25 protein-coding genes and 1 riboswitch are annotated in these 24,881 nt (G+C 64.7%); of the genes, 17 read left to right on the top strand and 8 right to left on the bottom strand.

Features of this window, described 5'->3' with window-relative positions; all coding sequences use genetic code 11:
* Nucleotides 1-139: 139 nt before the first annotated feature.
* Nucleotides 140-1,744, bottom strand: a complete 1,605-nt coding sequence (gene xseA / locus FM111_RS14045) for an exodeoxyribonuclease VII large subunit (protein ID WP_087141538.1) — start codon at nt 1,742-1,744, stop codon at nt 140-142.
* A 51-nt stretch (nt 1,745-1,795) separates the two neighbouring features.
* On the opposite strand from xseA, the gene FM111_RS14040 reads away from it, so the two are divergent.
* The 3 genes from FM111_RS14040 to purD all read left to right on the top strand — a co-directional run bounded on the left by FM111_RS14040 (nt 1,796) and on the right by purD (nt 3,799).
* The gene (locus tag FM111_RS14040; RefSeq protein ID WP_256968330.1) at nt 1,796-2,014 is read left to right on the top strand and encodes a hypothetical protein; all 219 of its coding nucleotides are present in this window, start codon (nt 1,796-1,798) and stop codon (nt 2,012-2,014) included.
* A 15-nt stretch (nt 2,015-2,029) separates the two neighbouring features.
* Nucleotides 2,030-2,449 (top strand): PRC-barrel domain-containing protein, encoded by a 420-nt coding sequence (locus FM111_RS14035; RefSeq protein ID WP_087141537.1) that lies wholly within the window; start codon nt 2,030-2,032, stop codon nt 2,447-2,449.
* A 72-nt stretch (nt 2,450-2,521) separates the two neighbouring features.
* The gene (gene purD / locus FM111_RS14030) at nt 2,522-3,799 is read left to right on the top strand and encodes a phosphoribosylamine--glycine ligase (protein ID WP_087141536.1); all 1,278 of its coding nucleotides are present in this window, start codon (nt 2,522-2,524) and stop codon (nt 3,797-3,799) included.
* A gap of 17 nt (nt 3,800-3,816) precedes the next feature.
* Here purD and FM111_RS14025 read toward each other — a convergent pair whose 3' ends face one another.
* On the bottom strand, nt 3,817-4,515 hold the full coding sequence (locus tag FM111_RS14025; RefSeq protein WP_087141535.1) for a murein L,D-transpeptidase catalytic domain-containing protein: 699 nt from the start codon (nt 4,513-4,515) through the stop codon (nt 3,817-3,819).
* A gap of 126 nt (nt 4,516-4,641) precedes the next feature.
* On the opposite strand from FM111_RS14025, the gene FM111_RS14020 reads away from it, so the two are divergent.
* Nucleotides 4,642-5,958 carry a metal-dependent hydrolase family protein gene (locus tag FM111_RS14020; RefSeq protein WP_087141534.1) on the top strand — a complete coding sequence of 439 codons (1,317 nt, stop codon included), beginning with the start codon at nt 4,642-4,644 and terminating at the stop codon, nt 5,956-5,958.
* Between the two features lie 27 nt (nt 5,959-5,985).
* Here the strand turns inward: FM111_RS14020 and FM111_RS14015 are convergent, their stop codons facing one another.
* Nucleotides 5,986-6,357 carry a DUF983 domain-containing protein gene (locus FM111_RS14015; RefSeq protein WP_087141533.1) on the bottom strand — a complete coding sequence of 124 codons (372 nt, stop codon included), beginning with the start codon at nt 6,355-6,357 and terminating at the stop codon, nt 5,986-5,988.
* A 252-nt stretch (nt 6,358-6,609) separates the two neighbouring features.
* Between FM111_RS14015 and FM111_RS14010 the strand changes: the two genes are divergently transcribed.
* Nucleotides 6,610-9,441 carry a tetratricopeptide repeat protein gene (locus FM111_RS14010; RefSeq protein ID WP_087141532.1) on the top strand — a complete coding sequence of 944 codons (2,832 nt, stop codon included), beginning with the start codon at nt 6,610-6,612 and terminating at the stop codon, nt 9,439-9,441.
* Nucleotides 9,442-9,515: 74 nt separating this feature from the next.
* Here FM111_RS14010 and FM111_RS14005 read toward each other — a convergent pair whose 3' ends face one another.
* The 3 genes from FM111_RS14005 to FM111_RS13995 form a co-directional block, all read right to left on the bottom strand.
* Entirely contained in the window at nt 9,516-9,794 is a 279-nt protein-coding gene (locus tag FM111_RS14005; protein ID WP_003170475.1) for an HU family DNA-binding protein, read from the bottom strand.
* 122 nt (nt 9,795-9,916) lie between these two features.
* On the bottom strand, nt 9,917-10,708 hold the full coding sequence (gene fliP, locus FM111_RS14000; protein WP_087141549.1) for a flagellar type III secretion system pore protein FliP: 792 nt from the start codon (nt 10,706-10,708) through the stop codon (nt 9,917-9,919).
* Between the two features lie 20 nt (nt 10,709-10,728).
* A complete protein-coding gene (locus tag FM111_RS13995) occupies nt 10,729-11,007 on the bottom strand; it encodes a FliO/MopB family protein (RefSeq protein WP_087141550.1) in 279 nt (92 codons plus the stop codon).
* Nucleotides 11,008-11,161: 154 nt separating this feature from the next.
* Between FM111_RS13995 and flgB the strand changes: the two genes are divergently transcribed.
* Genes flgB through fliE form a run of 3 tightly spaced genes read left to right on the top strand, consistent with a single transcriptional unit; the run spans nt 11,162 to nt 12,350 of the window.
* Nucleotides 11,162-11,566: a flagellar basal body rod protein FlgB gene (gene flgB, locus FM111_RS13990; protein WP_087141531.1), complete on the top strand. Its 405-nt coding sequence runs from the start codon at nt 11,162-11,164 to the stop codon at nt 11,564-11,566.
* Nucleotides 11,567-11,579: 13 nt separating this feature from the next.
* A complete protein-coding gene (gene flgC / locus FM111_RS13985; protein WP_256968325.1) occupies nt 11,580-12,014 on the top strand; it encodes a flagellar basal body rod protein FlgC in 435 nt (144 codons plus the stop codon).
* A gap of 12 nt (nt 12,015-12,026) precedes the next feature.
* Nucleotides 12,027-12,350, top strand: a complete 324-nt coding sequence (fliE, locus tag FM111_RS13980) for a flagellar hook-basal body complex protein FliE (RefSeq protein WP_087141530.1) — start codon at nt 12,027-12,029, stop codon at nt 12,348-12,350.
* Nucleotides 12,351-12,363: 13 nt separating this feature from the next.
* Here fliE and gluQRS read toward each other — a convergent pair whose 3' ends face one another.
* Complete coding sequence (gene gluQRS, locus FM111_RS13975; RefSeq protein ID WP_087141529.1) at nt 12,364-13,212, bottom strand: tRNA glutamyl-Q(34) synthetase GluQRS; 849 nt, start codon at nt 13,210-13,212, stop codon at nt 12,364-12,366.
* 89 nt (nt 13,213-13,301) lie between these two features.
* Between gluQRS and FM111_RS13970 the strand changes: the two genes are divergently transcribed.
* From FM111_RS13970 to FM111_RS16255, 9 genes are all read left to right on the top strand, one after another.
* Entirely contained in the window at nt 13,302-13,955 is a 654-nt protein-coding gene (locus FM111_RS13970; protein ID WP_087141528.1) for a DNA-3-methyladenine glycosylase family protein, read from the top strand.
* A gap of 175 nt (nt 13,956-14,130) precedes the next feature.
* A complete protein-coding gene (locus FM111_RS13965; protein ID WP_087141527.1) occupies nt 14,131-14,793 on the top strand; it encodes a trimeric intracellular cation channel family protein in 663 nt (220 codons plus the stop codon).
* Between the two features lie 21 nt (nt 14,794-14,814).
* Nucleotides 14,815-15,213, top strand: coding sequence for an ASCH domain-containing protein (locus FM111_RS13960; RefSeq protein WP_179205114.1), 399 nt, complete (start codon nt 14,815-14,817; stop codon nt 15,211-15,213).
* 136 nt (nt 15,214-15,349) lie between these two features.
* Nucleotides 15,350-15,922 (top strand): HNH endonuclease, encoded by a 573-nt coding sequence (locus tag FM111_RS13955; protein WP_179205116.1) that lies wholly within the window; start codon nt 15,350-15,352, stop codon nt 15,920-15,922.
* Nucleotides 15,923-16,158: 236 nt separating this feature from the next.
* Nucleotides 16,159-18,336 carry a TonB-dependent receptor gene (locus FM111_RS13950; RefSeq protein WP_087141524.1) on the top strand — a complete coding sequence of 726 codons (2,178 nt, stop codon included), beginning with the start codon at nt 16,159-16,161 and terminating at the stop codon, nt 18,334-18,336.
* 77 nt (nt 18,337-18,413) lie between these two features.
* Nucleotides 18,414-18,941, top strand: coding sequence for an RNA polymerase sigma factor (locus tag FM111_RS13945; RefSeq protein WP_179205113.1), 528 nt, complete (start codon nt 18,414-18,416; stop codon nt 18,939-18,941).
* A gap of 69 nt (nt 18,942-19,010) precedes the next feature.
* On the top strand, nt 19,011-19,952 hold the full coding sequence (locus tag FM111_RS13940) for a FecR family protein (protein ID WP_087141522.1): 942 nt from the start codon (nt 19,011-19,013) through the stop codon (nt 19,950-19,952).
* A gap of 103 nt (nt 19,953-20,055) precedes the next feature.
* Nucleotides 20,056-23,343 carry a TonB-dependent receptor domain-containing protein gene (locus tag FM111_RS13935; protein ID WP_256968324.1) on the top strand — a complete coding sequence of 1,096 codons (3,288 nt, stop codon included), beginning with the start codon at nt 20,056-20,058 and terminating at the stop codon, nt 23,341-23,343.
* A gap of 81 nt (nt 23,344-23,424) precedes the next feature.
* Nucleotides 23,425-23,946, top strand: a complete 522-nt coding sequence (locus FM111_RS16255) for a hypothetical protein (protein WP_143276131.1) — start codon at nt 23,425-23,427, stop codon at nt 23,944-23,946.
* A gap of 104 nt (nt 23,947-24,050) precedes the next feature.
* Here FM111_RS16255 and cobU read toward each other — a convergent pair whose 3' ends face one another.
* A complete protein-coding gene (gene cobU, locus FM111_RS13930; RefSeq protein WP_087141521.1) occupies nt 24,051-24,572 on the bottom strand; it encodes a bifunctional adenosylcobinamide kinase/adenosylcobinamide-phosphate guanylyltransferase in 522 nt (173 codons plus the stop codon).
* Nucleotides 24,573-24,611: 39 nt separating this feature from the next.
* A riboswitch (cobalamin riboswitch) is annotated at nt 24,612-24,820 on the top strand.
* Nucleotides 24,821-24,881 lie beyond the last annotated feature (61 nt).

Here is a 24,881-nt window from a genome sequence, read left to right as displayed (position 1 = left end):
CCCGCTCATCCCGGCGGAGGCCGGGACCCAGTGCTTTGGCTTCAACCTCAGCGCCTGAACACTTGGCGACAAATTTCAGAGAACCGAGCGCGTCGCTCTCACTGGGTCCCGGCCTCCGCCGGGATGAGCGGGAGCTGGGTTAGAACAGGTCGCCCTGGCTTGCAGGCAGGGCCTTCGGGCGCGGCGCGGGCTTGGGCGCCGGGGCGGCACGCGGCGTTGAACCCTCGCCGTCGATGGTCGCGCCTTTGGCGCCGTCGCCGAAGACGATCTGCACCACCTGCCCCGGCGACAGGGCGGCGGCTGAGGCGATCATGGCGCCGTCGGCGTCCTCGATGCGGGCGAAGCCGGGCTTGGGCGTCTTGGGGTTCAGCGTCGTCAGGGCGCGGGACAGGGCGGCGAGGCGGTCCTCGGCGCGTTCCAGCCGACGCGGCATGACGCCGTCCAGACGTAAGGTGAGCGCCTCCAGCCGCGCCTGCCGCTGATCGAGGCGGCGATGCAGGGGCGCGGGGCTGAGGCGACCCGCCGTCTGCAACAGGCGGCGCTCGTTGCGGGCGACGCCAGCCTGAAGTGCGGAAGTCAGACGGTCTGCCGCGCCGCGCAGGCGATCCTGACCGCGCTCGACGCGCGCGCGCAGCAGGCCGGGCGTCAGGCGACCGGCGGCGACCGCCAGCTGGCGCTCATGCACGGCGACATTGCGATGCAGGCCCGAGCCGAGGCGGCTGGCGGCATGGTCCAGCCGTTGCTGCGGCAGGGCCAGCAGGTCTTCGGGGCGGGCGGGCAGGCCGCGCGCGGCGGCGCGCAGGCGGGTGCGGCGGTCTTCCAGCATCCGCGACCCGGCGCGCGACAGCCGTCCCTCCAGATCGCTGAGCGCCCAGCGCAGGTCGGCCAGAACCGGGGTGGCGATCTCGGCCGCGCCGGTCGGGGTCGGGGCGCGGCGGTCGGACACGAAGTCGATCAATGTGGTGTCCGTCTCGTGCCCCACGGCCGAGATGATGGGGATGCGGGCGGCCGCGACCGTGCGCGCCAGAGCTTCGTCGTTGAAGCACCATAGATCCTCGACCGAGCCGCCGCCGCGCGCGACGATCAGCAGGTCGGGGCGCGGGATCAGGCCGTCGGGCGTCATCTGGTCGAAGCCGCGGATGGCGTTGGCGACCTGGCCGCTGGCGGCGTCGCCCTGAACCACCACCGGCCAGACGATGACGCGGCTGGGCCAGCGCTCGGCGATGCGGTGCAGGATGTCGCGGATCACCGCGCCGGTCGGGCTGGTGATGACGCCGATGGTCGCCGGGAAGGTCGGCAGGGCCTTCTTTTTCGCCGGGTCGAACAGGCCTTCGTCGCGCAGCTTGACCTTCAGCCGCTCCAGCTGGGCCAACAGGGCGCCCGCGCCCGCCGCCTCCATGCTCTCGATCACGATCTGATAGGAGGACCGCGCCGGATAGGAGGTGATCTTGCCGGTGACGATGACCTCCAGCCCGGTCTCGGGCTGGACGCCCAGGCCGCGCACCACGCCCTTCCAGATCACGCCGTCGATGGCCGACTTGTCGTCCTTCAGCGTCAGATAGACGTGGCCCGAGGCGTGGCGGTTCACCTTGGAGATCTCGCCGCGCAGCCGCACATGGCCGAAGCGTTCCTCCAGGGTGCGTTTGAGCGCGAAGCTCAGCTCCGAGATCGACAGCGGCGGGTTGTTGTCGCGGGCGGGCTGCGGGGCCGCGCCCTCGAAGGCGTAGTCGTCGTCGGAGGTCATGACGGCACCCTAGCCGTCGCCGCCGCGCGCGCAAAGACATGGGCGGCAAGCGTGGCGGAACGGCCGCGTCCCCGCGCGCGTTCGCCGATCATGGTGCAGTCTCCAGACCCGTTTCCGGAAGAGCCGACGGCCGACGACCTGCCGCCCGACCAGGCGCGCGAGCGCGAACTGGCGCGCCGCAGCAACAATCCGACGCTCAGCCCGTGGCTGGTTCTGGGGGTGATTCTTCTGGCCGGCGCCGGCGTCTATGTGGTCTCGGCCCTGATCTAGAGACAGGAGGGTTCGATGATGAAGACCTTGTTCGCGGCCGCCTCGGCTGCGGCCCTGCTGGCGGCCTGTTCGCAGCCGCCGGCCAAGCCGGACAGAACGCCCGAGGCCTCGCCCGACGCCGCCTCGGCGCCGACCGTCCATGGGGAGCCCGCCGCCCCGGCGGGGGCCATGGCCCTAGGCTTGACCGTGACGCAATTGGAGGACGCCGACCTCATCACGCCTGCGGGCGTCGATCTGGGCGACGTTCAGCGGGTCGATATGGACGCCTCGGGCGCCGTCACCGGCCTGATCATCGAGCCGGCAGGCGAGCGCGGCCCGCGCTGGGTCCGTATTTCGCTGGATGGCCTGACCACGCGGAAGGAGGGCGATGACTACGACCTGGTGTCGAACATGACGCTGGCGCAGTTGAAAGCCTTGCCCGCCTGGGTTCCCTGATTTCCGCCGTCGAGGGGCCGCTAACCCTTTCCGGCGCTTGACCGGGACGGCGCGTGCGGCCATTCCGCCCCCATGAACATTCTGCTCGTCGGATCGGGAGGGCGCGAACACGCCCTGGCCTGGAAGATCGCCCAGTCGCCGCTGGTCGCGCGGCTCGTCGTTGCGCCCGGTAATCCCGGCATGGCCAAGCTGGGCGAGATGCGGCCCGACCTGAAGGCCACTGACGCCGAGGGTCTGGCGGCGCTGGCGCGCGAGATGAAGGCGGATCTGGTCGTGGTCGGTCCGGAATCGGCCCTGGCCGAGGGTCTGGCCGACCGGCTGAACGCGGCGGGCGTCCCCTGCTTCGGCCCGACGCAGGCGGCGGCGCAGCTGGAGACCTCCAAGGCCTTCTCCAAGGCCTTCCTGCAACGCCACGGCATCCCGACGGCGGGCTATGGCGTCTATGAGGACGTCGCCTCGGCCAAGGCGGCGCTGGATCAATATTCGGCCCCCTATGTCATCAAGGCCGACGGTCTGGCGGCGGGCAAGGGCGTGGCCATCAGTCCCGATCGCGCCGACGCGGAGGCCGAGATCGAGCGGATGCTGGGCGGGCGGTTCGGATCGGCCGGATCGCGCGTGGTGATCGAGGAATTCATGGACGGGGAGGAGGGGTCCCTCTTCGCCCTGTCGGACGGGACGCGGGCCGTGCTGTTTGGCGGCGCCCAGGACCACAAGCGCGCCTTCGACGGCGATCTGGGGCCGAACACCGGCGGCATGGGCGCTTATTCGCCCGCGCCCGTCTTCACGGCGGCCTTCACCCAGGCGGCCAACGACCGCGTGGTCGTTCCGACCATCCAGAAGATGGCCGAGGAAGGCGCCCCCTATCGCGGCGTCCTCTACGTCGGACTGATGGCGACGGCCGAAGGCCCCAAGGTGGTCGAGTTCAACGCCCGCTTCGGCGATCCGGAGTGTCAGGTGCTGATGATGCGGCTGGACGGCGACGTCGTGCCGCTGCTGCTGGCCTGCGCGCGCGGCGACCTGACCCAGGCGCCGGCGCCGGCGTTCAAGCCGGGGGTGGTGATCTGCGTGGTGCTGGCGGCCAAGGGCTATCCCGACAGCCCGCTGGAAGGCTCGGTCATCCGCGGCGCAGATCAGGACTTCGGCCCGCACGTCCAGGTCTTCCATGCCGGGACCAAGCTGCGCGATGACGGCGTCCTGGCGGCGGCGGGCGGTCGTGTGCTGAACGTCTGCGCCTATGGCGACGACGTGGCCCAGGCGCGCGAGCGCGCCTATGAGGCCATCGCCAGGATCGACTGGCCGGGCGGTTTCCACCGCACCGACATCGGCTGGCGGGCGCTGGAGCCGCGCTGAGGCGGCTCCGCCGTGCTTTAGGTCATGGCGAACAGCAGCCGGCCTTCGCCCATGCGCTCGCGCAGGGGGACGAGGTCGGCGTGAGACACCGAGAAGCAGCCGTAGGACCGGCCCAGCTTGCCCTGGCGCGCCAAGAAGGCCGGGTCGGCGTAGTCGGCGCCGTGGATGATGATGGCCCGTTCGCGCGCCAGGTTGTTGGAATACTCCAGTCCGTCCAGCAGGACGTTCGGCCCTTGCTGGCTGCCCCAGCTGGCGCCCGCCGTGGCGTAGGCGCCGATGGACGACATATGGCTGTCCGGGCGGTTCGAGAACTGCTGGGCGTAGCCTGAGTGCGCCGGGTCCGAGCCGCGCCCGTGGCTGGTGCGATAGGCCGTGACCCAGCCGCCTTCCAGATCGACCTCGTAGAAGCGGTCCTCGCCCGAGAATTTCTGGAAATCGACCAGATACATGCGGTCGCGCCGGCTGATCTTGTGGCCGTGCACGTCTAGGGCGGCGCGGGCGCGTTCGAGCAGATCCTTGCGGACGACGCCGTGGGGATCGATCGCCGTCCCGGCCTGTGCGACCTGGACGTGAGCCGCCGCCGCCCGCTCAGGCAGGGTCGGAAGGTTTGGAGCGACGGCTCCGGCGAGCTGAAGGCTGGTGGTGGAAGCGGCGGAGGAACACCCCGCCAACAGGGCCGAACCGCCCAGGATCAAGCCACGTCTGGAAAGCCGCATGCGACGCCCCTCGCACGTTAAACAACTGTATCGGCTTGTTTCATGAACCGTCCGTGCAAGGCAACCTTGGCCTTGGCGCAAAGATTGGAACGGTTATGTTGCCCGCCTCAGTAACGGGAGGGATAAATGAAAAAGCTTGCCCTGATTGTGACCGCGGCCGTTCTGGCCGCGACCGGCGCCGAAGCGCGTCAAACCCCGGCGCCGGCGTCGGTTTCCGCTGAACAGCCGACGAAGTTCGTTCAAGTGGGGCGGCTTTTGGCCGATCCGGCCAGCGGCCGGGTGCTGCGTGATAAAACTCTCGTGATCAGAGGGAACCAGATCGTCGAGATCCGCGACGGCTTCGTCGGCGAGGGGAACGTCGTCGATCTGCGCTCGGCCTTCGTCCTGCCGGGGCTGATCGACAGCCACGTCCACCTGACCTTCGAATCGAACCCGAATTCGCGCCTCGACGGACTGACGCAGTCCAACGCGGCCCAGGCCATGGTCGGCGCGCGGTATGCGCGGCGCACGCTCAATGCGGGCTTCACTACGGTGGCCGACCTGGGGGCGACGAACGAATCCATCTTCGCCCTGCGCGACGCCATCCGCACGGGCGACGTGCCCGGACCGCGCATCATCGCCGCCGGTTCGGCCGTTTCGGTTCACGGGGGCCACGGCGACGTCAACGGCTATCGCGACGACATCCTGCACCTGATGTCGCCTGAGAGCATCTGCTCGGGTCCGGAAGACTGCCGTCGCGCGGTGCGAATGCAGGTGCGCGCGGGCGCCGACATCATCAAGATCACGGCCACGGGCGGCGTCCTGTCCAATACGGCTGCAGGCCTAGCGCAACAGTTCACCGAGGACGAACTGGCTTCGATCGTCGAGGTCGCCCATCGCATGGGCCGCCAGGTCACCGCCCACGCCCACGGCGGCGACGGCATCAACGCCTTCCTGAAGGCGGGCGGCGACTCCATCGAGCACGGCACCTATCTGGATGACGACTCCATCCGGATGTTCAAGGCGAACAACGCCTGGCTGGTGCCGACGCTGATGGCGGGCGACTTCGTGGCCCGCGTCGCCTCCAGCCCGGACAACTTCTTCACCCCGGCCCAGACGGCCAAGGCGCTGGAAGCCGGTCCCAAGATGCTGGACATGGCCGCGCGCGCCCATCGCGGCGGGGTCAAGATCGCCTTCGGCACCGACTCGGGCGTCTCGGCACACGGCGACAACGCTCGCGAGTTCGCCCTGTTGGTCCGCGCCGGTCTGACGCCGCTTGAGGCGATCCAGTCGGCGACGGTCGGCGCCGCCGAGCACCTGCGCATCCAGAACGAAGCCGGTCGTCTGGCGCCGGGCATGCCCGCCGACCTGATCGCGGTCGGCGGCGATCCGCTGACGGATGTCACCGAACTGGAGCGCGTGCGCTTCGTGATGAAGGGCGGCCAGGTCTTCCGGGCCGACTGATCCAACCGCCTAAGAAGAGGCCGCCGCTCAGTCCTTGTCGCGGGCGGCGGCCTTGGCGGCGCGCTCGGCCTGGCCGCGCCAGCCGTAGCCTTCGCCATGCTTGCCGACGCTGACGAAGGTGGCTTCTTCCGCCTTGTGGAAATACTGCTCGGCCACCATCCATCCCTTGAAAGGCCGCAGCACCCACAGGCACATGGCCGCCAGGATCGGGAAGGTCACGACGAAATGGACCCAGATCGGCGGGTGCACGGTGAACTCGAAGATCATGAAGGCGACCATGCCGACGACGCCGACTGCGCACATGACGAAGAAGGCCGGGCCGTCCGCCGGATCGGCGAAGCTGTAGTCCAGACCGCACTCCGGGCAGGACTCGCGCAGGGCGAGATAGCCCTTGAACACCGGGCCTTCGCCGCAGCGGGGGCAGCGGGCGCGTAGGCCGGTTTTGAGCGGGCTCAACGGGGGATAGGCAGGGTCGGACACGGGACTGTTCCTGAAAAGAACGATGGCTGATGGTTTCGGCCTTCGGGCGCCCGGACGCAAGCGGGTGTTTTGTCCTATCCATGTGGGAAGGTTGATGGGCAGGGCTTTGTTTTCCGCGATTTAAGCCCCGTTAACCGCGATTAAAGCCCTTCGCGCGAGCATGCGCGCAATATGTCCGGGGCCACCGCCAAGAAGCGCGTTCTGAAGACGACCGTGGCGGCCGCCGCGGCGGGCGTCGTCGTCTTCGCGCCCCTGGCTCCGGCGCCGTCGCTTGCCCATGCGGGCGCGCCGGTCGAAATCCGCATCGGCGCCAACGCCGGTTTCACCAAGATCGAGTTCGCCGGGATCGTGGGATCGCGTGCGCGGGTGCGCCAGGACGGTCGCACCGTCGTGGTCCGCATCGGCACGACCGCCGCCCCGGACGTCAGCCGCCTGCGCGTCGATCCGCCCAAGGGGCTGGAGAAGATCGAGACCCGCGCCGCCCAGGGGGCGACCGAACTGGTGCTGACCCTGGCCGAGGGGGCGGGCGCGACCAGCGGGACCGCCGACGGCGCCGTCTGGCTGAACCTGTATGCGCCGGGCGCGCGCGCCGACGGTTCGCGCCCCTCGCCGGTGCCGATCGGCGGGGCGGTGCCGGTGGCGGCTGAGGTCAAGGGCCAGCAGACGGTGATGCGTTTCGCCTGGAACGGGCCGGTCGGCGCCGCCGTCTTCCGGCGCGGCGAGGCGGTCTGGGCCGTCTTCGACCATGCCGCCCGCATGGAGATGAAGGGCGAGGGGCTGAACGGCGCCCGCTGGGCCGCTGGTCCCGATTTCACCGCCGTGCGCATTCCGGTCGAGCCAGGCCAGGCTGTGGCCGCCCGCGCCGAGGGATCGACCTGGGTCGTGACCATCGGCGGAACCGCGCCCTCGCCCAGCGGCGTGGACATCGAGCGCGACGATGCGGTCAAGGCGTCGCTGACTGCGCGCATGGCTGGGGCGACCCGCACCGTCTGGCTGACCGACCCGATGATCGGCGACCGCTTCGCCGCCGTCACCGCCCTGGCCCCCGGCAAGGGGCTGAAGACCGGGCGGCGCACGGTGGACGCGGGCTTCCTGCCCACCGCCCACGGCCTAGCGGTCGAAACGCCGACCGATGACCTGAGCGTCACCGCCGACGGCGACCTGGTGACGGTGACGCGCCCGCGCGGTCTGACCCTGTCTTCACCTACAGCCGGATTGGAGACGGCGGTTGAGGGCGGGGACGCGCCGCGCGCCGCGTCGCGCCCGGCCCTGATCCTGACCGACTGGTCCGCCGATGCGGACGAGGGCGGCTTCACCGCCCGCCACCGCGCTCTTCAGGACGCCGCCGAACGCGAAAGCGGCCGCGCGACTGAAGACCTGCGCGCCCCGATCGAGGCGCGACTGGCCTACGCCCGCTTCCTGATCGGTCATGGTCTGGGGTTCGAGGCGGTCGGGGTGCTGAACGCCCTGATCAAGCAGACGCCCGCCATGCAGGGCGTGGCCGAGGTGCGCGGTCTGCGCGGCGCCGCCCGCGCTTCGATCGGCCGTTTCGCCGAGGCCGAGGCCGACTTCTCGTCCGGCGCGCTGGCGGGAGATCCCTCGACCAAGGTGTGGCAGGGCTATATCGCGGCTCAGCAAGGCGACTGGGCCAACGCGCGGCGGTTGTTTGCAGCAGGCGCAGGCGTGGTCGACGGCTTCGCCCCTGAATGGCGCGCCCGCTTCGGCGCCGCCCACGCCATGGCGGCGGTCGAGACCGGCGACGCCGACGCCGCGCGCGAACTTCTGGCCTATGTCTTCAGCCAGCCGAACGTCTCGGCTCCCGATCAACTGACGGCCCGCCTGGTGCAGGCGCGGCTGTTCGAACTGGATCAGAACCCCGACCGCGCCCTGGCGATCTACAAGGCCGTGGCGCGCGCCCCGCTGGACGGCATCGCCACGCCTGCGCGCCTGGGCGTCATCAAGCTGGAGATGGCCAAGGGGACGCTGAAAGCCGACGCGGCCGCCGCCCAGCTGGAGGCGCTGAAATGGCGCTGGCGCGGGGATGCGACCGAGCTGGCCGTGATCCGCACTCTGGGCGAGCTTTATCTGTCGCAGGGCCGCTATCGCGAGGCCCTGACCACGCTGAAGACGGCCGGGTCGAAGATCGTCACCCTGCCGGGCGGCGACCGGCTTCAGGCTGATCTCGACAACGCCTTCCGCGCCCTGTTCCTGGAAGGCGCGGCCGACGGCCTGCAGCCGGTGCAGGCGCTGGCCCTGTTCTTCGACTTCCGCGAGCTGACGCCCGTCGGCGCCGACGGAGACGAGATGGTGCGGCGCCTGGCCCGGCGCCTGATCGATGTGGACCTGCTGGATCAGGCGGCGGAGCTGCTGAAATATCAGGCCGAGAACCGGCTGGACGGGGTGGCCAAGGCCCAGGTGTCGACCAATCTGGCCGCCGTCTATCTGATGAACCGCCAGCCGGAAGAGGCGCTGAAGGCCCTGTGGTCATCGCGCACGACTCTGCTGCCCACGGCCATGAATCAGGAGCGCCGCGCGCTGGAGGCCCGCGCCCTGATGGAGCTGGGCCGCTATGACCACGCGCTGGAGGTGCTGGGCAAGGACGCTTCGCCCGCCGCGCGCGACGTGCGCGCCGATATCCTGTGGAAGCAGCAGCAGTGGGGGGCGGCCGCCGCCCTCTATGAACAGCGTCTGGGCGATCGCTGGAAGGAGACGGCCGTCCCGCTCAGCGAGGTCGAGGAAACGCGCCTGATTCGTGCGGGCGCCGGCTACTCCCTGGCGCGGGACGCAGGGGCGCTGAACCGCCTGTCTAAGAACTACGCCCGCTTCGCCGAAGGGGCGCGTTCGCCCGGCGCCATCCGGGTGGCGCTGGCGGGACTGGACGGGGCCGACGGCTCCGGCCGCCCGCAGGACTTCGCCGCCCTCAGCGCCGGGGCAGACGCCTATGCCGGCTGGATCACCCAGACCAAGGCCGAGTTCCGCGCGAAGAGCGGCGCGGGCCAATAAAAAACCCCCCTCCCGGCGGGAGAGGGGTTTTTTGCGTCTATCCCCGCAAGGAGGATCGAACGCGCCTGTAAGGCTTAGCCGTTGACGGCGTCCTTCAGAGGCTTCGACACGCGGAAGCGCACGGCCTTCGAGGCCGGGATCTTGATCGTCGCGCCCGTGGCCGGGTTGCGGCCTTCGCGCTCGGCGCGCTCAGCCGTGTCGAACACGCCCAGGTTCGAGATGCGAACGTCGTCGCCGCTCTTCAGGGCCTTGTGGATGTTCTCGACAATGGCGGTCAGCACCTTGCCGGCGTCAGCTTGCGACACGCCCGCGTCTTTGGCGACGGCGGCGATCAGTTCAGCTTGAGTGGTCATGAGGGTATTTTCCCGATGGTGGTCGCCCGGAAAGAAGCGCCGGGCGAGGACCGGGGGATCAACGACGGTTTTGGGGAGCTTGGCAAGCCCGCATCAGCGCGCAGGCCTTGCAGGCTGGGGATTTATCCGGTTCCGGAGGCTCTCTGGAAGCTCTCGACCAGGCTGCCGGCGACCAGTCTCCACCCGTCCACCAGGACGAAGAAGATTAGCTTGAACGGCAGGCTGACCACCACCGGCGGCAGCATCATCATACCCATGGACATGAGCACGCTGGCGACCACCAGATCGATCACAAGGAACGGAACAAAAAGAAGAAATCCGATGGTGAAGGCGGTCTTCAACTCACTGATCATGAAGGCCGGCGTGACCACGCGCAGGGGCAGGTCCTGCATGTCCGCCGGGGCCTCTACACGCGACAGGCGAGTGAACAACGCCAGGTCGTCCGGCTTCACCTGGGCCAGCATGAAGGTTTTCACCGGTTCGGACGCCGCATCGAACGCCTGAGGCAGCTCCATCTGCTGATCCATCAGAGGGCGGACACCCGAATCATAGGCGTCCTGCCACGTCGGACCCATGACGATGGCGCTCAGGAACAGGGCCAGGGACACCAGGACGGCGTTCGGCGGGGACTGCTGCATCCCCAGCGCCGTCCGCAGCAGGGACAGCACCACGACGATTCGCACGAAGCTGGTGGTCATGATGACGATGGACGGCGCCAGCGACAGCACGGTCATCAGCCCGACCAGCTGCACGACGCGCTGCGTCAGGCCCGCGCCGCTGCCCAGGTCGATGTTGATGGCCGATCCGCTCTGCGCCGCCTCCTGCGCCAGGGCGCCCAGCGGCCAGACCAGACACAGGGCGGTGGTGATCAGCGACAGCAGGGCCGCGCGCTTCAACTCGGCGCGGGTCGGCATGCCGAACAGGGCCGGGCGCTTCACTTCACGCCTCCCGGCTGGCGCGGCTCGATCAGCTCGCGGCCTTCGCCCAGCAGGATCAGGCGTTCTTCGTCATCGACGCGGATCAGCACCAGGCGGCGCGAGGGGTCCAGCATCAGGGTCTCGATGACCTTCATCCGCCGCACCTGGCCCTGCTGTCCCTGGAAGCGGGCCAGGAATTCGGGCGCATAGCGGCGCGCCGCCCAGGCGGCCAGGCCGATAATGCCCAGGGTGATGGCCAGGCCGAAGATCGCCCGGAACAGATCGAGGAAGTTCATGCGGATGCAGCCCCAGACGCATACGGCGGCGGCGCGCGGACGCGGCGCTTCGAGGGCATGTTTCAACGGACGTGGTTAACGGCGCGTTTAGGGATACGAGATATTAACCATGCAGGCGGCAAATTCTGCCGATCCGTTCGTCCGAGGGATTCGCGTGTCCGTCACCGACCTGCCGCTGCTGAATCAGATCAAGGGCCGCCTGGGCTGGCTGGACGACCGTCAACGGGTGATCGCCCAGAACGTCGCCAACTCCGATACCCCCGGCTATGTCGCGCGCGACCTGAAGACGCCGACCGACTTCGCCGAGGCGATGCGGACGGGCGGCGGGCTGCGCATGATGGCCACCAACGCCCGCCACATCTCGCCGCCCGGCCAGGCCGCGCGGTTCGAGGCGACCAACGCCCCGGATTCCGAGACCACGCTGGACGGCAATTCGGTCGTGGTCGAGGAGCAGATGCTCAAGATGGCCGAGAGCCGCATGGCTTATGACGCCGCCATCGGCTTCTACCAGAAGTCGATGCAGATGATCCGCCTGGCGGCCAAGAAGCCTGGCGCCTGAGGGGGACTGAATCATGCCTGACCCGATCAACGGCCGTCCCGTCACCCCACGCAACACCGCCATGGCCGTCGCCTCGAGCGCGCTGAAGGCGCAGCAGTCGCGGATGCGCATCATCGCCGAGAACATCGCCAACGCGGAATCGACGGCCAACGTCGCGGGCGGTCAGCCTTATCGCCGCCAGACGCCGGTGTTCCAGGCCCGCAACGTCGACGGCGCGACCGGCGTGGTCTTGGCCGAGGTGCGGCCGGACCAGAGCAACTTCCGCATGGACTACGACCCCTCGCACCCGGCGGCCAACGCGGAAGGCTATGTCCAGCGGCCTAACGTCGACACCCTGGTCGAGGCGATGGACATGCGCGAGGCGCAGCGCGCCTATGAGGCCAATCTGAACGTCATCGAGACGGCGCGGAACATGGAGTCCCGCACCCTCGACATCATCAAGAAATAGAGGGCTTAGGGCATGAACCCGATCATGGCCGCCCGCGCCTACGCCGCCGCACAGGGCGGGAGCGGCGTCAGCGTCACCACTTCGGCCAATGCGGCGGCCAGCACCGGCCCGAACGCGGCCGGGGGCTTCGCCGATCTGCTGCAGAACGTCATGACGCAGACGACGCAGCAGACCCGCGCGGCTGAAACCCAGATGGCCCAATCGGTCCAGGGGCAAGGCAATCTGATCGACGTCGTCACCGCCATCTCCTCGGCCGAGGCCTCGTTGGAGACGGTCATGGCCGTCCGCGACCAGGTCATCTCGGCCTATCAGGAAATCATGCGGATGCCGATCTGACGGCGGTTCGGTCTCAGAACCCCAGTTCCGCCCTCAGCGTTTCAGGCGTCAGGCCGCCCTCTCTCAGTTCAGCCAAGGTAACCGAGCGGTCGCGCTTGGCGTAGCGGCGGCCGTCAGGTCCGGCCAGCAGGCGGTGGTGGCGATAGACCGGCGCGGGCCAGTCCATCAGCGCCTGGATCAACCGCTGGATATGCGTCGCCTCGAACAGGTCCTGCCCCCGGATGACGTGGCTGATCGCCTGCAGGGCGTCGTCGTGCGTCACCGCCAGGTGGTAGGCGGTCCCGGCGTCCTTGCGCGCCAGCACCACGTCGCCCGCCGTCTCGGGCCGCGCCTTGACCACGCCGATCTCGCCCTTGGGGCCCGAGCCTTCCTCGACGAAACTCAGGGCGTCCCAGGCCGCGCCGCCCAGCGCCTCCTTGGCCCGATCCAGCGACAGCCGCCAGGCGAAGGGGCGCTCCTCGGCCAGCAGACGGGCCTCTTCCTCGAGCGGATGCGGACCGGGGCGCGCCGCTTCGGCGGGGCCATGGGGGGCGTCGCCGATGGCGTCCAATATCTCCTTGCGGGTACGGAAGCAGCGATAGAGCAGGCCGCGCCGGTCCAGCGCCTCGACCACGGCGGCGTAGTCGGCCAGGTGATCGGACTGACGCCGCACGGGCGTCTCCCAATCCAGCCCCAGCCAGGCGAGGTCTTCGTAGATCGCCGCCTCGAACTCGGGCCTGCAGCGCGTCGGGTCGATGTCCTCGATCCGCAGCACGAAGCGCCCGCCCGCCGCCTTCGCCGCCCGATATGCCGTCAGGGCCGAAAAGGCGTGCCCCTTGTGCAGGCGGCCGGTGGGCGAGGGGGCGAAGCGGGTGGCGAACATGGCGACAGACTAGCGGTTTCCGGCCGTGGTCAGAACCGGGCGGCGAACGGCTCTTTTCGAGGGATGGGGCGCAGGCCTAGCATGGCGTCATGGCCCTTGCTCCGTCACCCGCCTCCGTCGCCGCCGCCCGCGAGGCCCTGGCCGCCGCCGATCCGGCGCTGGCGCGCGCCCACGCCTCGACGCCCGTGTTCGAGTGGCGGCTGCGGCCCGGCGGCTATGAGGGCCTGTTCCGCATGATCGTCGAGCAGCAGGTGTCAGTGGCCGCCGCCGCCGCCATCTGGAAACGGGTGGTCGAGGGGCTGGACGGGCAGGTGACGCCCGACGCCGTGCTGGCGCGGGATGTCGAGACGCTGCGCACCTTCGGCCTGTCGGGCCAGAAGGCGAAATACGGTCATGAGATCGCCCGCGCCCATGCGGACGGCCATATCGACTTCGACCATCTGGAACGGCTGGACGACGCCGAGGCCATCGCCGCCCTGGTCGCCATCAAGGGGGTGGGCAAGTGGACGGCCGAGACCTTCCTGATGTTCTGCGAAGGGCGGGCGGATGTCTTTCCCGGCGGCGACGTGGCTTTGCAGGAGGCCATGCGTTGGGCCGACCGCGCCGAGGACCGCCCGAACGAGAAACAGGCCTATGCCCGCGCCGAGATCTGGCGGCCGCATCGCGCAGTGGCGGCGCATTTGCTCTGGGGGTGGTATGGTGGCGTTCGGCGCGGCGAAATCGCGCTGGACGAGGGCGTCTAGAGCGAAATCGGTTTAGTTGGACGCGGGTCCAACTAAACTCAGATATTCGCTCCAGATAATTCTGGACCATTGTTCTGGGTTCAGTCGATTCCGACTGAACCGAAAATGGTCTAGCCTTCGGCATTCATGAAGGCTGGGGGCGACCCCGAAGACGGCGCCGCACGGCGCCCTGGGGATGATGACGATGTTGGAGCCGATCGCGGGCGCAGACCTGGTTCGTCCGGCTGCGGTGTTGCCGTTGCTGGATTTTGCGGGGGTGGCCGTGTTCGCCGCCACCGGCGCCCTGGCCGCCGCGCGCGAGAAGCATGACGTCCTGACCTTCGCCTTCTTCGCCGCCGTGACCGGCATGGGCGGCGGCACCCTGCGCGACCTGCTGATCGGGGCGCCCGTCTTCTGGGTGCAGGACTGGCGCTATGTCGCCGTCTGCATGGTGGCGGCGGTCGGCTTCTGGATGCTGGGGTCGCGGTCATGGCGTTTCCGCGCCCTGCTGTGGCTGGATGCGGTGGGGCTGGCGGCCTATGGCGTCATGGGGGCGGCCAAGGCGGCCTCTTACGGCGTGACGCCGCTGATCTGCATTGTCATGGGCGTGCTGACGGCCTGCTTCGGCGGCATCGTGCGCGACGTGCTGGCGCACCAGCCCTCCATCCTGTTGCGGCGCGAACTGAACATCACCGCCGCCCTGGTGTCTGCGGCCCTGTTCGTCGGCCTGAAGGCGGTGAGCCTGCCCACATGGCCAGCCGTGGCGGTCGCCGTCGTGGCCGGGTTCGGCGTGCGCGCCGGCGCCCTGAAGTGGGGCTGGAGCCTGCCCGCCTTTCCAACCGCTGCTTCGCGTTATTAAGACCAGTTATTGAGGATGAAGATGAGCGACCTTCCCGCCGCCTATGCGGATGCGCCCCGTTGGCCCTTTGGCGACAGCCCCGAACTGGCTGATGAACTGCTGGCCCTGGTGCTGGCGGGCGGCAAGCGCGCGACCTGTTCGTCGCTGGCGTCATGCGAGGCCGACATCATGCCGACCGTGGGCGAGGTCAGCGTCATTCTGGACGGCGCCGGCGTCCCTCGCTGCGCGATCCGCACGACCGAGGTCGAGATCATGCCCTTCGGGCAGGTCAGCGAGGACTTCGCCCGCGCCGAGGGAGAAGGCGACCTGACCTACGAATGGTGGCGCGACGCCCATGAGGCCTATTACCGTCGCGAAGGCACATGGGCGCCGGGCATGAAGGTGGTCTGCGAGCGCTTTGAACTGGTCGAGGTCTTCTAAGGGCGCGTCACGAAAACGCGCCGTATCTGTCATGGCGATGCGGGAGAATCAGGCGTAGGGTTTCGCCATCAGACCAAGGAAGGAGACGTGTCTTCAGTCCTGTCGCGTCGATAACCCCCCGTATGAGCGGGAGGGCCTGATGCAGGTCCTGTCCCGCCCGCCGTCCGGCTTTCCAGCCTTGGTGCTGAACGCCGATTTCAGGCCCTTGTCCTATTTTCCTCTGTCGCTGTGGCCGTGGGAAGAGGTGGTCAAGGCCGTGTGGCAGGACCGCGTCGACGTGGTCGCCACCTATGACAAGGTCGTCCGCAGCCCCTCGCTGGAGATGCCGCTGCCGAGCGTGGTCTGCCTGAAGTCCTATGTGGACCAGGACCGCAAGCCGGCCTTCACCCGGTTCAACGTCTTCCTGCGCGACGGTTTCGCCTGCCAGTACTGCGGCGCGCCGGGTACGGCCCAGGATCTGACCTTCGACCACGTGATCCCCCGCTCGCGCGGCGGGCGCACGACGTGGCAGAACATTGTCGCGGCTTGCGGTCCCTGCAACCTGCGCAAGGGCGGCCGCACGCCCGGCCAGGCCCACATGCCCCTGCGCCGCACCGCTCACCAGCCCAGCGCCTGGCAGCTTCAGCAGGCGGGACGGCGCTTCCCGCCCCACTTCCTGCACCAGAGCTGGCTCGACTATCTCTACTGGGACATCGAACTGGAGCCGTAGTCGGTTCACCGGCGCTGTATGGTTGGATCAAATATGGTGAATTCTATGACGACGACATATTGTTCATGATGATGTTCGGCTGGTTATAGCTATCGTCATATTAATTTCGGCTCCGTTGTTGTCAGGGCGCGGCTACTTTCATCTATCCAGTATCTGTGTTTTGATTTTTGCTTGTCGTTCCGTGAATAACGCGCAAGGCTTCAATCCTTGGGCGTGGGTAGCGGGCGAGGATTGGAATGGGGTGGTTGCCCTTTGTCGCCGCTGTCGTCATGGGGCAGGGCGGCGCTTCGCTTGATGAGGCGACGAAAAAACCTGACCAGGTCGCACGCGTCGATCCTAGCTTGGGCGAGCCGGTTCAAGTCGAGGATGTCGAGGTGTTCGGGCGCCGTGGGGCGGCGCTGACGCCTCCGGAAATCGAGCTGGACGGTGCAGATATTGACGCCATGGACGCATGGAGCATCGATGATGTTCTGAAGCGGATGGATGAGACGCTGGCTATTGGCGGCCAACCTCTTGTTCTGATTAATGGGCGGCCGACGCCTAATGTCAGCGCCTATACGGGCTTTCCCCCTGATGCCCTGGTGCGGGCGGAAGTCCTGCCGCCCGAAGCGGCAGGACTCTATGGCGCTGCGCCCGGGCAACGCGTCGTCAATCTGGTGTTGCAGCGACAGTTCTCTAGCTACGACGGGCGAGTCGTGGGGTCTCGGCCAACCCAGGGCGGAACGTCGACGCTGTCTGGCGACCTGCGCCGTTCGGGCATAGCAGGACGAAATACGCACCAGCTTGGTTTGCGCGCGTCACGCGATACGGCGCTTCGCGCGAGGGAAAGGGATCGTGCCCTAGTGACAGATGGGCCGGAGGCGGATCGGGTGACGTTACGGCCGCAATCGGATGTCATTTCTGCGAACCTTAGCCTTACTAGGGGGCTCGGGGACTGGTCGGGAGTCTTCGGTCTGAATGGCCAGACTCAGGATAGTCGATCGGTGGCGCAGGTCGGCGTCGGCGTGGTGGAAAGCCGCCGACGTTCAAACAGCCTGGGGGTATCCGGCGGCGCCAGCGGCAATCTCATAGGATGGTTGGTGCAGACGAACCTAAACGGACAGATCGTCCGTAACCGGGAAGACGGCTTGCAGGACATGACGAGCGATACTCTGTCGCTCGGATTGACTGGTTCGGGGCAGCGTTCGCTGATTGAATTGCCGTCTGGGCCTGTAACCGCAAACGTGACTGCTAATTTCCAGGGCAGTCGGTCGACGGTTGAGCGCAACCAGGACAAGACGATCCGCAGTTTCCAGACGAATAGCGCCAGAGGCGCGCTGACCATTCCACTGTCGAGGTCGGGCGGCGCAGGTTGGGCGGACCGTCTGGGAGATGTCGCCGCGACCTTCGGCGCCGGGATGCGAGAGAGCGGCGGCGGTAGTGGCGAGGATGTGAGCGCGGGGCTTACCTGGACGCCGCGCAGAGGCGTGCGGCTGAACGGGGAATGGGCGGTGTCGACGGACAGCGTCCCGGATATTCAACGCTCTGAGCCTCAGTATTACGGAACCCCGATCGTGGTGTTCGACTTCCGAACCGGGGAGGCGGTTGAAGTCCTGCCGATCAGGGGCGGCAATCCAGATCTGACGCCGCCGGAATCTGAGCGGTGGACCGCTTCTGCATCATTGGGCCCTTTCACATCCTGGAAATTATCAGGAAACCTTGGCTACACGCGTGCCGAGTTCACCAATGGCATCGGCTCCCTGCCGGAACTGACCGAAGACGTGGAGGCGGCTTTTCCTGATCGGTTTCATAGGGATGTCGATGGCCGCTTGGTCAGTATCGACTATCGACCGCTGAACCTGAGTTCGACCCTGACCGAAAGCCTGAATACAGGTTTGAACTTCAATCTCCCGCGGCCTGCAGGTGCCGTCGGGCAAGAGGCGACGATCATGCGTGTCGCGCTAAATCATAGCCTCCAACTCTCTAACGTCGCCCGATTGCGTGCGGGGTTGCCTGAGATGGATCGCCTCAAGGGAGACGGTGGAGGGCTTTCGCGACAGAATGCGAGCGTTTTGGTCGACGCCAGGCGGGGGCGATGGGGCGCCAATATTTCGGCTCGCTGGCAGGAGGGCTATCGAACGCGACGGATCGGCGGACAAGATGGGCCGGACGACCTTGTCATGGCTCCCTTTACGACGGTCGACCTGAGGTTCAACTTCCAGATGATGTCCAGCCGCAGCAAGTCGGACGATGAAGCGGGTAATCCGCCGCGTCGCCGCAGTGAGGGCCTGCAGCTAAATCTGGACATCAGCAATCTGTTCGATGCGCGTCGTGAGGCGCGCCGGGGCGATGGATCGACGGCACAGGGCTATGGGCGCGACATGCAGGATCCGCTGGGCCGCACTGTGCGCCTGACGTTGCAGCGCCGCTTCTGATTTGACAGGGTGACTTGACGAAGTCGGCGTGCTTGGAGACAGTGACGGCTTAGCGAACAATGGTCTGGGGAGAGACCATGGTGGAGCGACCAGCACGCGCAACGAAGCCAGATAATCTGGATGAGACCTTTCGGTCGAGCGCCGAAGGCTTGCGCGCTATCACGCGTCGGGTGCATGGCGATGAGGCGGATCTCGCCCAGGACGCCTGTCTGAAGCTTGTTGAAACCGCTGAGCGTGAACCGATCGGCGCCCCGACGCATCTTCTTTTTCGGCTTGCGCGTAATCTGGTGATTGATCGGTTGCGCAGCCGATCGCGCACCATGCGACTGTTCCGTCCGGAAGGCCCCTATGAACAGCAGCCTTGTTCTTCTGCGGACCCGGAACGCGTTCTGCTCGCCACGGAACGGCTGCGCAGGGCCTTGGCGGTCATCGACACCATGCCGGGGCGGCGTCGCGAAGCCTTTCTTCTGCATCGCATAGACGGCCTCAGCTATCTTGAGATTGCGCGGGCAATGGGAATAGGCGTGAAGGCAGTAGAAAAGCACCTTTCGGCCGCCATGCTGGAATTGGTGCAAAAAATGCAGACAGATGAACTGGACGAGTAGGGAATAACGCCTTTCATTCGTCTATGGTGGTAATCGTTCGGTTTTAACACGCCGCCAGCATGCCGGTTCATGATCTTAAGCGACGAAATTCAGCAAGAGGCCGCGAGGTGGTTCGCCGCTCAGCGGAGAGGGCCCATGTCGCTGGACGAGCGACAGGCCTTTGACGCCTGGCGTTCGCATCCACTGCATCAGGCTGCCCTGAACCGCATGCATGAGGTGTGGGGCGAGCTTTCCACCGTCGGCGAAATGGTTCCGGCGCCCCGACGTAGAGCCCCTGTGGGAGGCCGCTGGGCCGCCATTGCGGCTGTGTTGGTGGTGGGCCTGACTGTGAGCTTGGGCGCGGGCGTTCTCTGGCGGCTGGATCGCACTTCCAGCGAGACTGGAGTGGGCGAGCAGCGTAGCCAGGAACTGCCGGACGGCAGCATTGTCGCGCTGAATGTCGTGACACGCGCCCGCTATGATCTCAACGACCGCGAGCGCGTGGTGAATTTGAAGGAAGGCGAGGCGACCTTTGTCGTCAGAAAAGACCCTGAGCGTCCCTTCCTGGTGCGTGCTGGCGGCTATGAGGTGCGGGCCATCGGCACGGCGTTTAATGTCCGTAATCGTGACCGCAGTCTGGACGTCGCCGTTAAGGAAGGCGTGGTCGAGGTGCGCCGAATGGCGAGGGGCGCTAAACCTGTTCTTCTACGCGCGGGGCAGAGATTTCAAGTTCAGGACACGACTGAGCACACCCTGAAGCAGGCGAAGATATCGAATATTCCAACCACATCAGTCGATGAATGGCGCCAGCGTGTTTTGACCTATGAGGACGCGCCGGTTGATCAGGTGATCCGCGACCTCAACCGCTTTTACGAGCGGCCTGTCTCTGCAGATCCGTCCTTGGGCCGTCGTCATGTGACATTGAGGCTGGTGATCGACGACCGTGCTGACACGGTGCAGCGGCTGGCGACCCTGCTCGACGCCCACATCCGCGATGTAGGGCGTGAGGATCGCCTCAAGCCTTCGGATTGAAGTCTCTTTACGATTTCTGAAAAAATGCGCCATAGAAGGTAGGGTATTCGCTGCCTGAAACGTCAATCCCTCAAAACAACCATCTCTTGGGAGGGAGAGGCCTATGGTATTGCAGCCTTCGCGCGCCGGTTTTTCGCGTTTGCGTATGTTGGCGGGGGCGGGATGCGCCGCCCTGATGATTGCGGCGACGCCCATGGGCGCTGCGGCGCAATCTGCGGTGACGTCGTTCAACATCCGCTCCGCTCCGCTGTCGCAAAGTCTGCTTGAGTTCGGTCGTCAGGCTGGAATCTCGATCGCCGCAGACCAATCCCTGACCTTGGGCCTGCGTGGTCGCGCCGTCTCGGGCGACCTGCCGGTGAATGAGGCCCTTGATCGGCTACTCGTCGGCACGGGCCTCAGCGCGGAGTTTGCGGGCCCTAGCGCCGTGCGCCTCGTGCGCGCGGGTCAAGGCGACGCGGGGGGAAACGACCTGCAACTGGCCAGCCAGGAAGCACAGGTTCAGGACGCGACGAGCGTCGCCGACGTGATCGTCACCGCCCAGAAGCGTGAAGAATCCATTCAGAGCGTTCCCATCGCTGTGTCAGCTTTTTCTGCTGAAAACCTCGATGCGATGAAGATCGAGGGCGGTTCGGAACTGATGCGCGCCATCCCGAACGTAGCCTTCTCTAAGGGCAACTTCAGCATGTACAACTTCTCGATCCGCGGGATCGGGACCAAGGCGGTTTCGGCATCGTCTGACCCTGCTGTCGCTGTCAGCTTCAACAACACGCCCCTGATCCGAAACCGCCTGTTCGAGCAGGAATATCTGGATGTGAACCGGGTCGAGGTTCTGCGCGGGCCGCAGGGAACGCTCTATGGCCGGAACGCTACAGCCGGCGTGGTCAACATGTTCCCCAAACTGCCCGGTCCGGACTTTGAGGCGATGCTGAAAGCTGAGACCGGCAATTTCGGAACGATGCGCGGTCAGATGATGGTCAATGTTCCGATCACCGACACCTTCTGGCTTCGGGCGGCTGCGGGCCTGACCAAGCGCGATGGATTTGACTACAACTCCTTCAACGATACGCACGTCAACGGTCGAGATCTGCATTCTGTGCGTCTGTCCGCGGCCTGGGAACCGACGGATCGCTTTCGCGCCAATCTGATCTGGGAACATTTCGGGGAAGACGACAACCGTTCCCGCACGGGCAAGCAACTGTGTACAACTGATGACGGCCCGACGCAGGTAGGAAATTTTACTCTCAAGAGTGAGTACTTGCAGGGGGTTTTAAGCCAGGGCTGTCTGCCAGGGAGCCTTTATGAAGATGCGGCCTATGGCACGCCCAATGGTACTAGTATGGGTCAAATCTGGGCGGCAGGTAGTGTCAGTTATGGGCAGCGTTTCGTAAATGGCGTCAAAATTTCAACACGTGGAGTTGATGTAGGGACAAACCCCTATGAAGGTGTCAGTCAATCAACGAATCTCCGTGAGATATCTACGAGCTATGATCCGAAATTTGTAGCCAATAATGATGTTTACCAGCTAAATATTGAGTACGACTTTACTCCCAATCTTACGTTTGTGTCTCAAACGACATATGCAAAAGACTATTTTTGGTCGACTCAAGATTATATGAGGTATGTTTCTAACGAAATTTTTAACAAGAGCAACTACAATGATATTGTAGATGCATGGGGAAATCCTACTCCTCTTCATAGCAGTATTTATAATGCGGCGCCGGATGGGGTGTATACGGACCCTCAACTTGGTCCATCTAAAAGAATGCTTGCTGTTGACCTCAGCAAGTCAAAAAATGAGCAATTTTTTCAAGAATTCAGGCTGCAGTCAAACTACTCAGGAAGATTTAATTTTAATCTCGGCGTAAACTACCTCAAATTCGATACAAAAGACGATTACTATGTATTCAATAATGTTTTCACGCTTATAGCTGAGTACTGGTATAATAGGATTCCTATAGATCCGTTAAAACCAACCGGCGGTGGCATGTCGATCCCCTGTGTGGATGGAAGCCGGAATGAATGTGTCTACGTTGATCGATCCTCAATAAACAATATTGCGGGCGACGGACATAATTATTTTAGAAGTAAAAATGAGGTAACAACAGAGTCTTATGGCATATTTGGTGAGGCGTATGTTGATCTGTCAGAAGAATTTCGCCTGACGGCTGGCCTGCGCTATACCGACGACAGCAAGACATCAACACCCTATCCGACGCAGCTGCTTTTAGGGACCAGGGATCTTTTTGGTTACGGTCATTTGACCGGAGGTTCGTACTCCAGGGGCTTTGAAGCCTTGCCGGACATTGAACAAAACTGGTCTGAGATGACGGGCCGACTTGTTCTGGATTGGAAGCCGTCTGACAATCTGATGGCTTATGCGTCCTACGCGCGCGGCTATAAAGGCGGGGGGACCAACCCTCCGCGTGCGGGCCTCGACCCGAGGGTGGTGCAGTATCTGCCGCAGTCGAGCATTTTCGATCCTGAGTTCCTGAACGCCTATGAGCTCGGGATAAAGACCAGTCTGTTGGACCGCCGTCTGCGCTTGAACGCAACGGCCTTCTATTACGACTACACCGACTATCAAGTGTCTCAGATCGTTGACCGTATTTCCCTGAATGAGAATTTCGATGCGGAAAGCATGGGGTTGGAGCTTGAGCTCAATTATCAGGTTACGCCACGGTTCCGGATTGATGGCAACTTCGGTTACCTGAAGACGCGGATCGCCGACGGTGAAGGCTCGATCGATGTCATGAACCGCACTCAGGGAAATCCCGACTGGATGGTGTTGAGGCCCTGGGTCCAGGTGCCGTCGAACTGTGTGGCGCCGACTGCGCTTGTCGAGAAGATCGTAAGCAGCAAATTCGGCGACAGCCTGAATCAGCTGGCTCTTCAAGTCCTGTGCGGCGGTTCAAAGAACTATGGTTCGTTCGATCCGAGCTTTGTGGGCGGCACGCCATTCTGGGCATTGTACGGCATTACCTATAATCCACTGACCGATGCGCCGAATAACGGCCGCGGCTTCCTGGCGGACCTCAGTGGAAACGAGCTGCCGAACTCGCCTCGATGGACGGCGAACATCGGCGCTCAATACGTCTGGGATATCGGTTCTTCAAGTATTACTTTCAGAGCTGATTACTATAGGCAAGCAGAAAGTTATTTCCGCGTCTATAATACTGAATATGATAGACTTAAGGGGTGGGGAAACGCGAATTTATCACTCGTTCTAGAGAATCCTTCAACTGGTTTAACTGTAAGTGCATACGTAAAGAATGTCTTTGACGATGCGCCTATTGTTGATGCTTTCACTAACAGTGATGATACTATGTTAACCACAAATGTGTTTACGCTTGATCCGAGAGTATTTGGTTTTTCTTTACAAAAAACCTTCTAAATTAAATTGAAGTATTGTGCTGTTAGGTGTAGTGTATTTCTTGCCAATTTGGGCGACTTATGAAAGATGGAGTTGTATGTTATGACTAAAATGCTTTCTGTAGTTTCCGTCGCTGCTGCGATGTCGATTTCTGGGTTTGGTGTTGCTAGTGCTCAATCTTTTCAAACTGCTCCAGGTACATATACTGCAAGCGGAAATTTAGTTCTTTATCAAACGATAGATGGCGTTGACTGTAATGTTGATGCAGTTATTGAGGTTGATGCTTCTGGTGAAGCCTATGTTACTAGCATGACTTTTTCTCCAGGCCACATGTATTGTGGAACGTTGATTCGCCCTCTTAGCCCGCCTCCTGCCCAGAAGATTAATTTTGTCTCCGGTGGTGTAGACGAGGCTTCTATTAGCATGAATGTCAACATTCAGGCTGGTGCTGGAACTTGCACTGGTGTTCTCGCGCCGTTGAAGCTTTACTGGGGTAGTAAGGGTCCTAATCGTATTGTAACTGATCCAACTGCTACCGTATCTGGTTCTCCGACGACTTGTTATGCAACTGGATACCTCAATATTTCTCCTGTTGCCCCCACTTCCGGTGAGCTTAGGCACTAAATTTAGTTTAAGTTCTTTGCAGGTCGAGTAATGATCTCGACCTGCAATACTTCCTCTATTTATTTCTGTTTTGGACTGGCCGGGTGATTCGCCCGGCCTCTTTTTCATATGTTTTGGAGCGGCAGGCGCATCCCCGCGACGATCAGGCAGGCGGTATCGGCGACGGCGGCGATGCGCTGGTTCAGGCGGCCGGCTTCATCGCGGAAGCGGCGGCCCAGCGGATTGTCGGGCACCAGGGACCAGCCGACCTCATTGCTGACGACCCACAACGCGGCGGGGCAGGCGACCAGGGCCTGTGTCAGGTCGTCGACGGCGGCGACCAGGTCGCGTTCGCCCAGCATCTGATTGCTGAGCCACAGCGTCAGGCAGTCGACCACCGCCACGTCCTCGGCTGACAAGGCGCGCACGGCCTCGGCCAGATCCAGCGGAGCCTCGACCCGGCGCCAGACATCGCCGCGCTCGGCCTGATGGCGGGCGATGCGGTCGCGCATCTCGTCGTCGAAGGCCTCGGCGGTGGCGATGAAGACGGGCGGGCGACGCGCCGCCTCTGCGGCCTGTTCGGCCTGTCGCTGGGCGTAGCCGCTCTTGCCGGAACGGGCGCCGCCGAGAACCAGGGTGAGGGCCATGCGAGGTCTCTCCGGTTGACCTGAACCACACGCGGTCCTACTGCCACGGTCGCGTCAGGTTCCCCGAAAGGGGATTGAAAGGGAACGGAGTGTGAAACTCCGGCTGTTCCCGCAACTGTAAGCGGCTAGCCCGCGCGTCATACGCCACTGGCGGTCCGGAAGGCCACGGCCTGAACGACTTCTGGGAAGGCGACGCGCACCGGCCTTGATCCGCGAGCCAGGAGACCTGCCTGTCGCCGTCGTTCTCCGTGCGGTCGGGATGTGCCGGGCGGTCGAGGCAACTCGTGTGACGACAGTCGTAAACCAGCC

The organism is Brevundimonas diminuta 3F5N, from assembly GCF_900163625.1.
Taxonomy (GTDB): Bacteria; Pseudomonadota; Alphaproteobacteria; order Caulobacterales; family Caulobacteraceae; genus Brevundimonas; species Brevundimonas diminuta_A.
The sequence above is the reverse complement of the archived record's forward strand: the minus strand, read 5'-3'. Positions and strand labels throughout refer to the sequence as shown.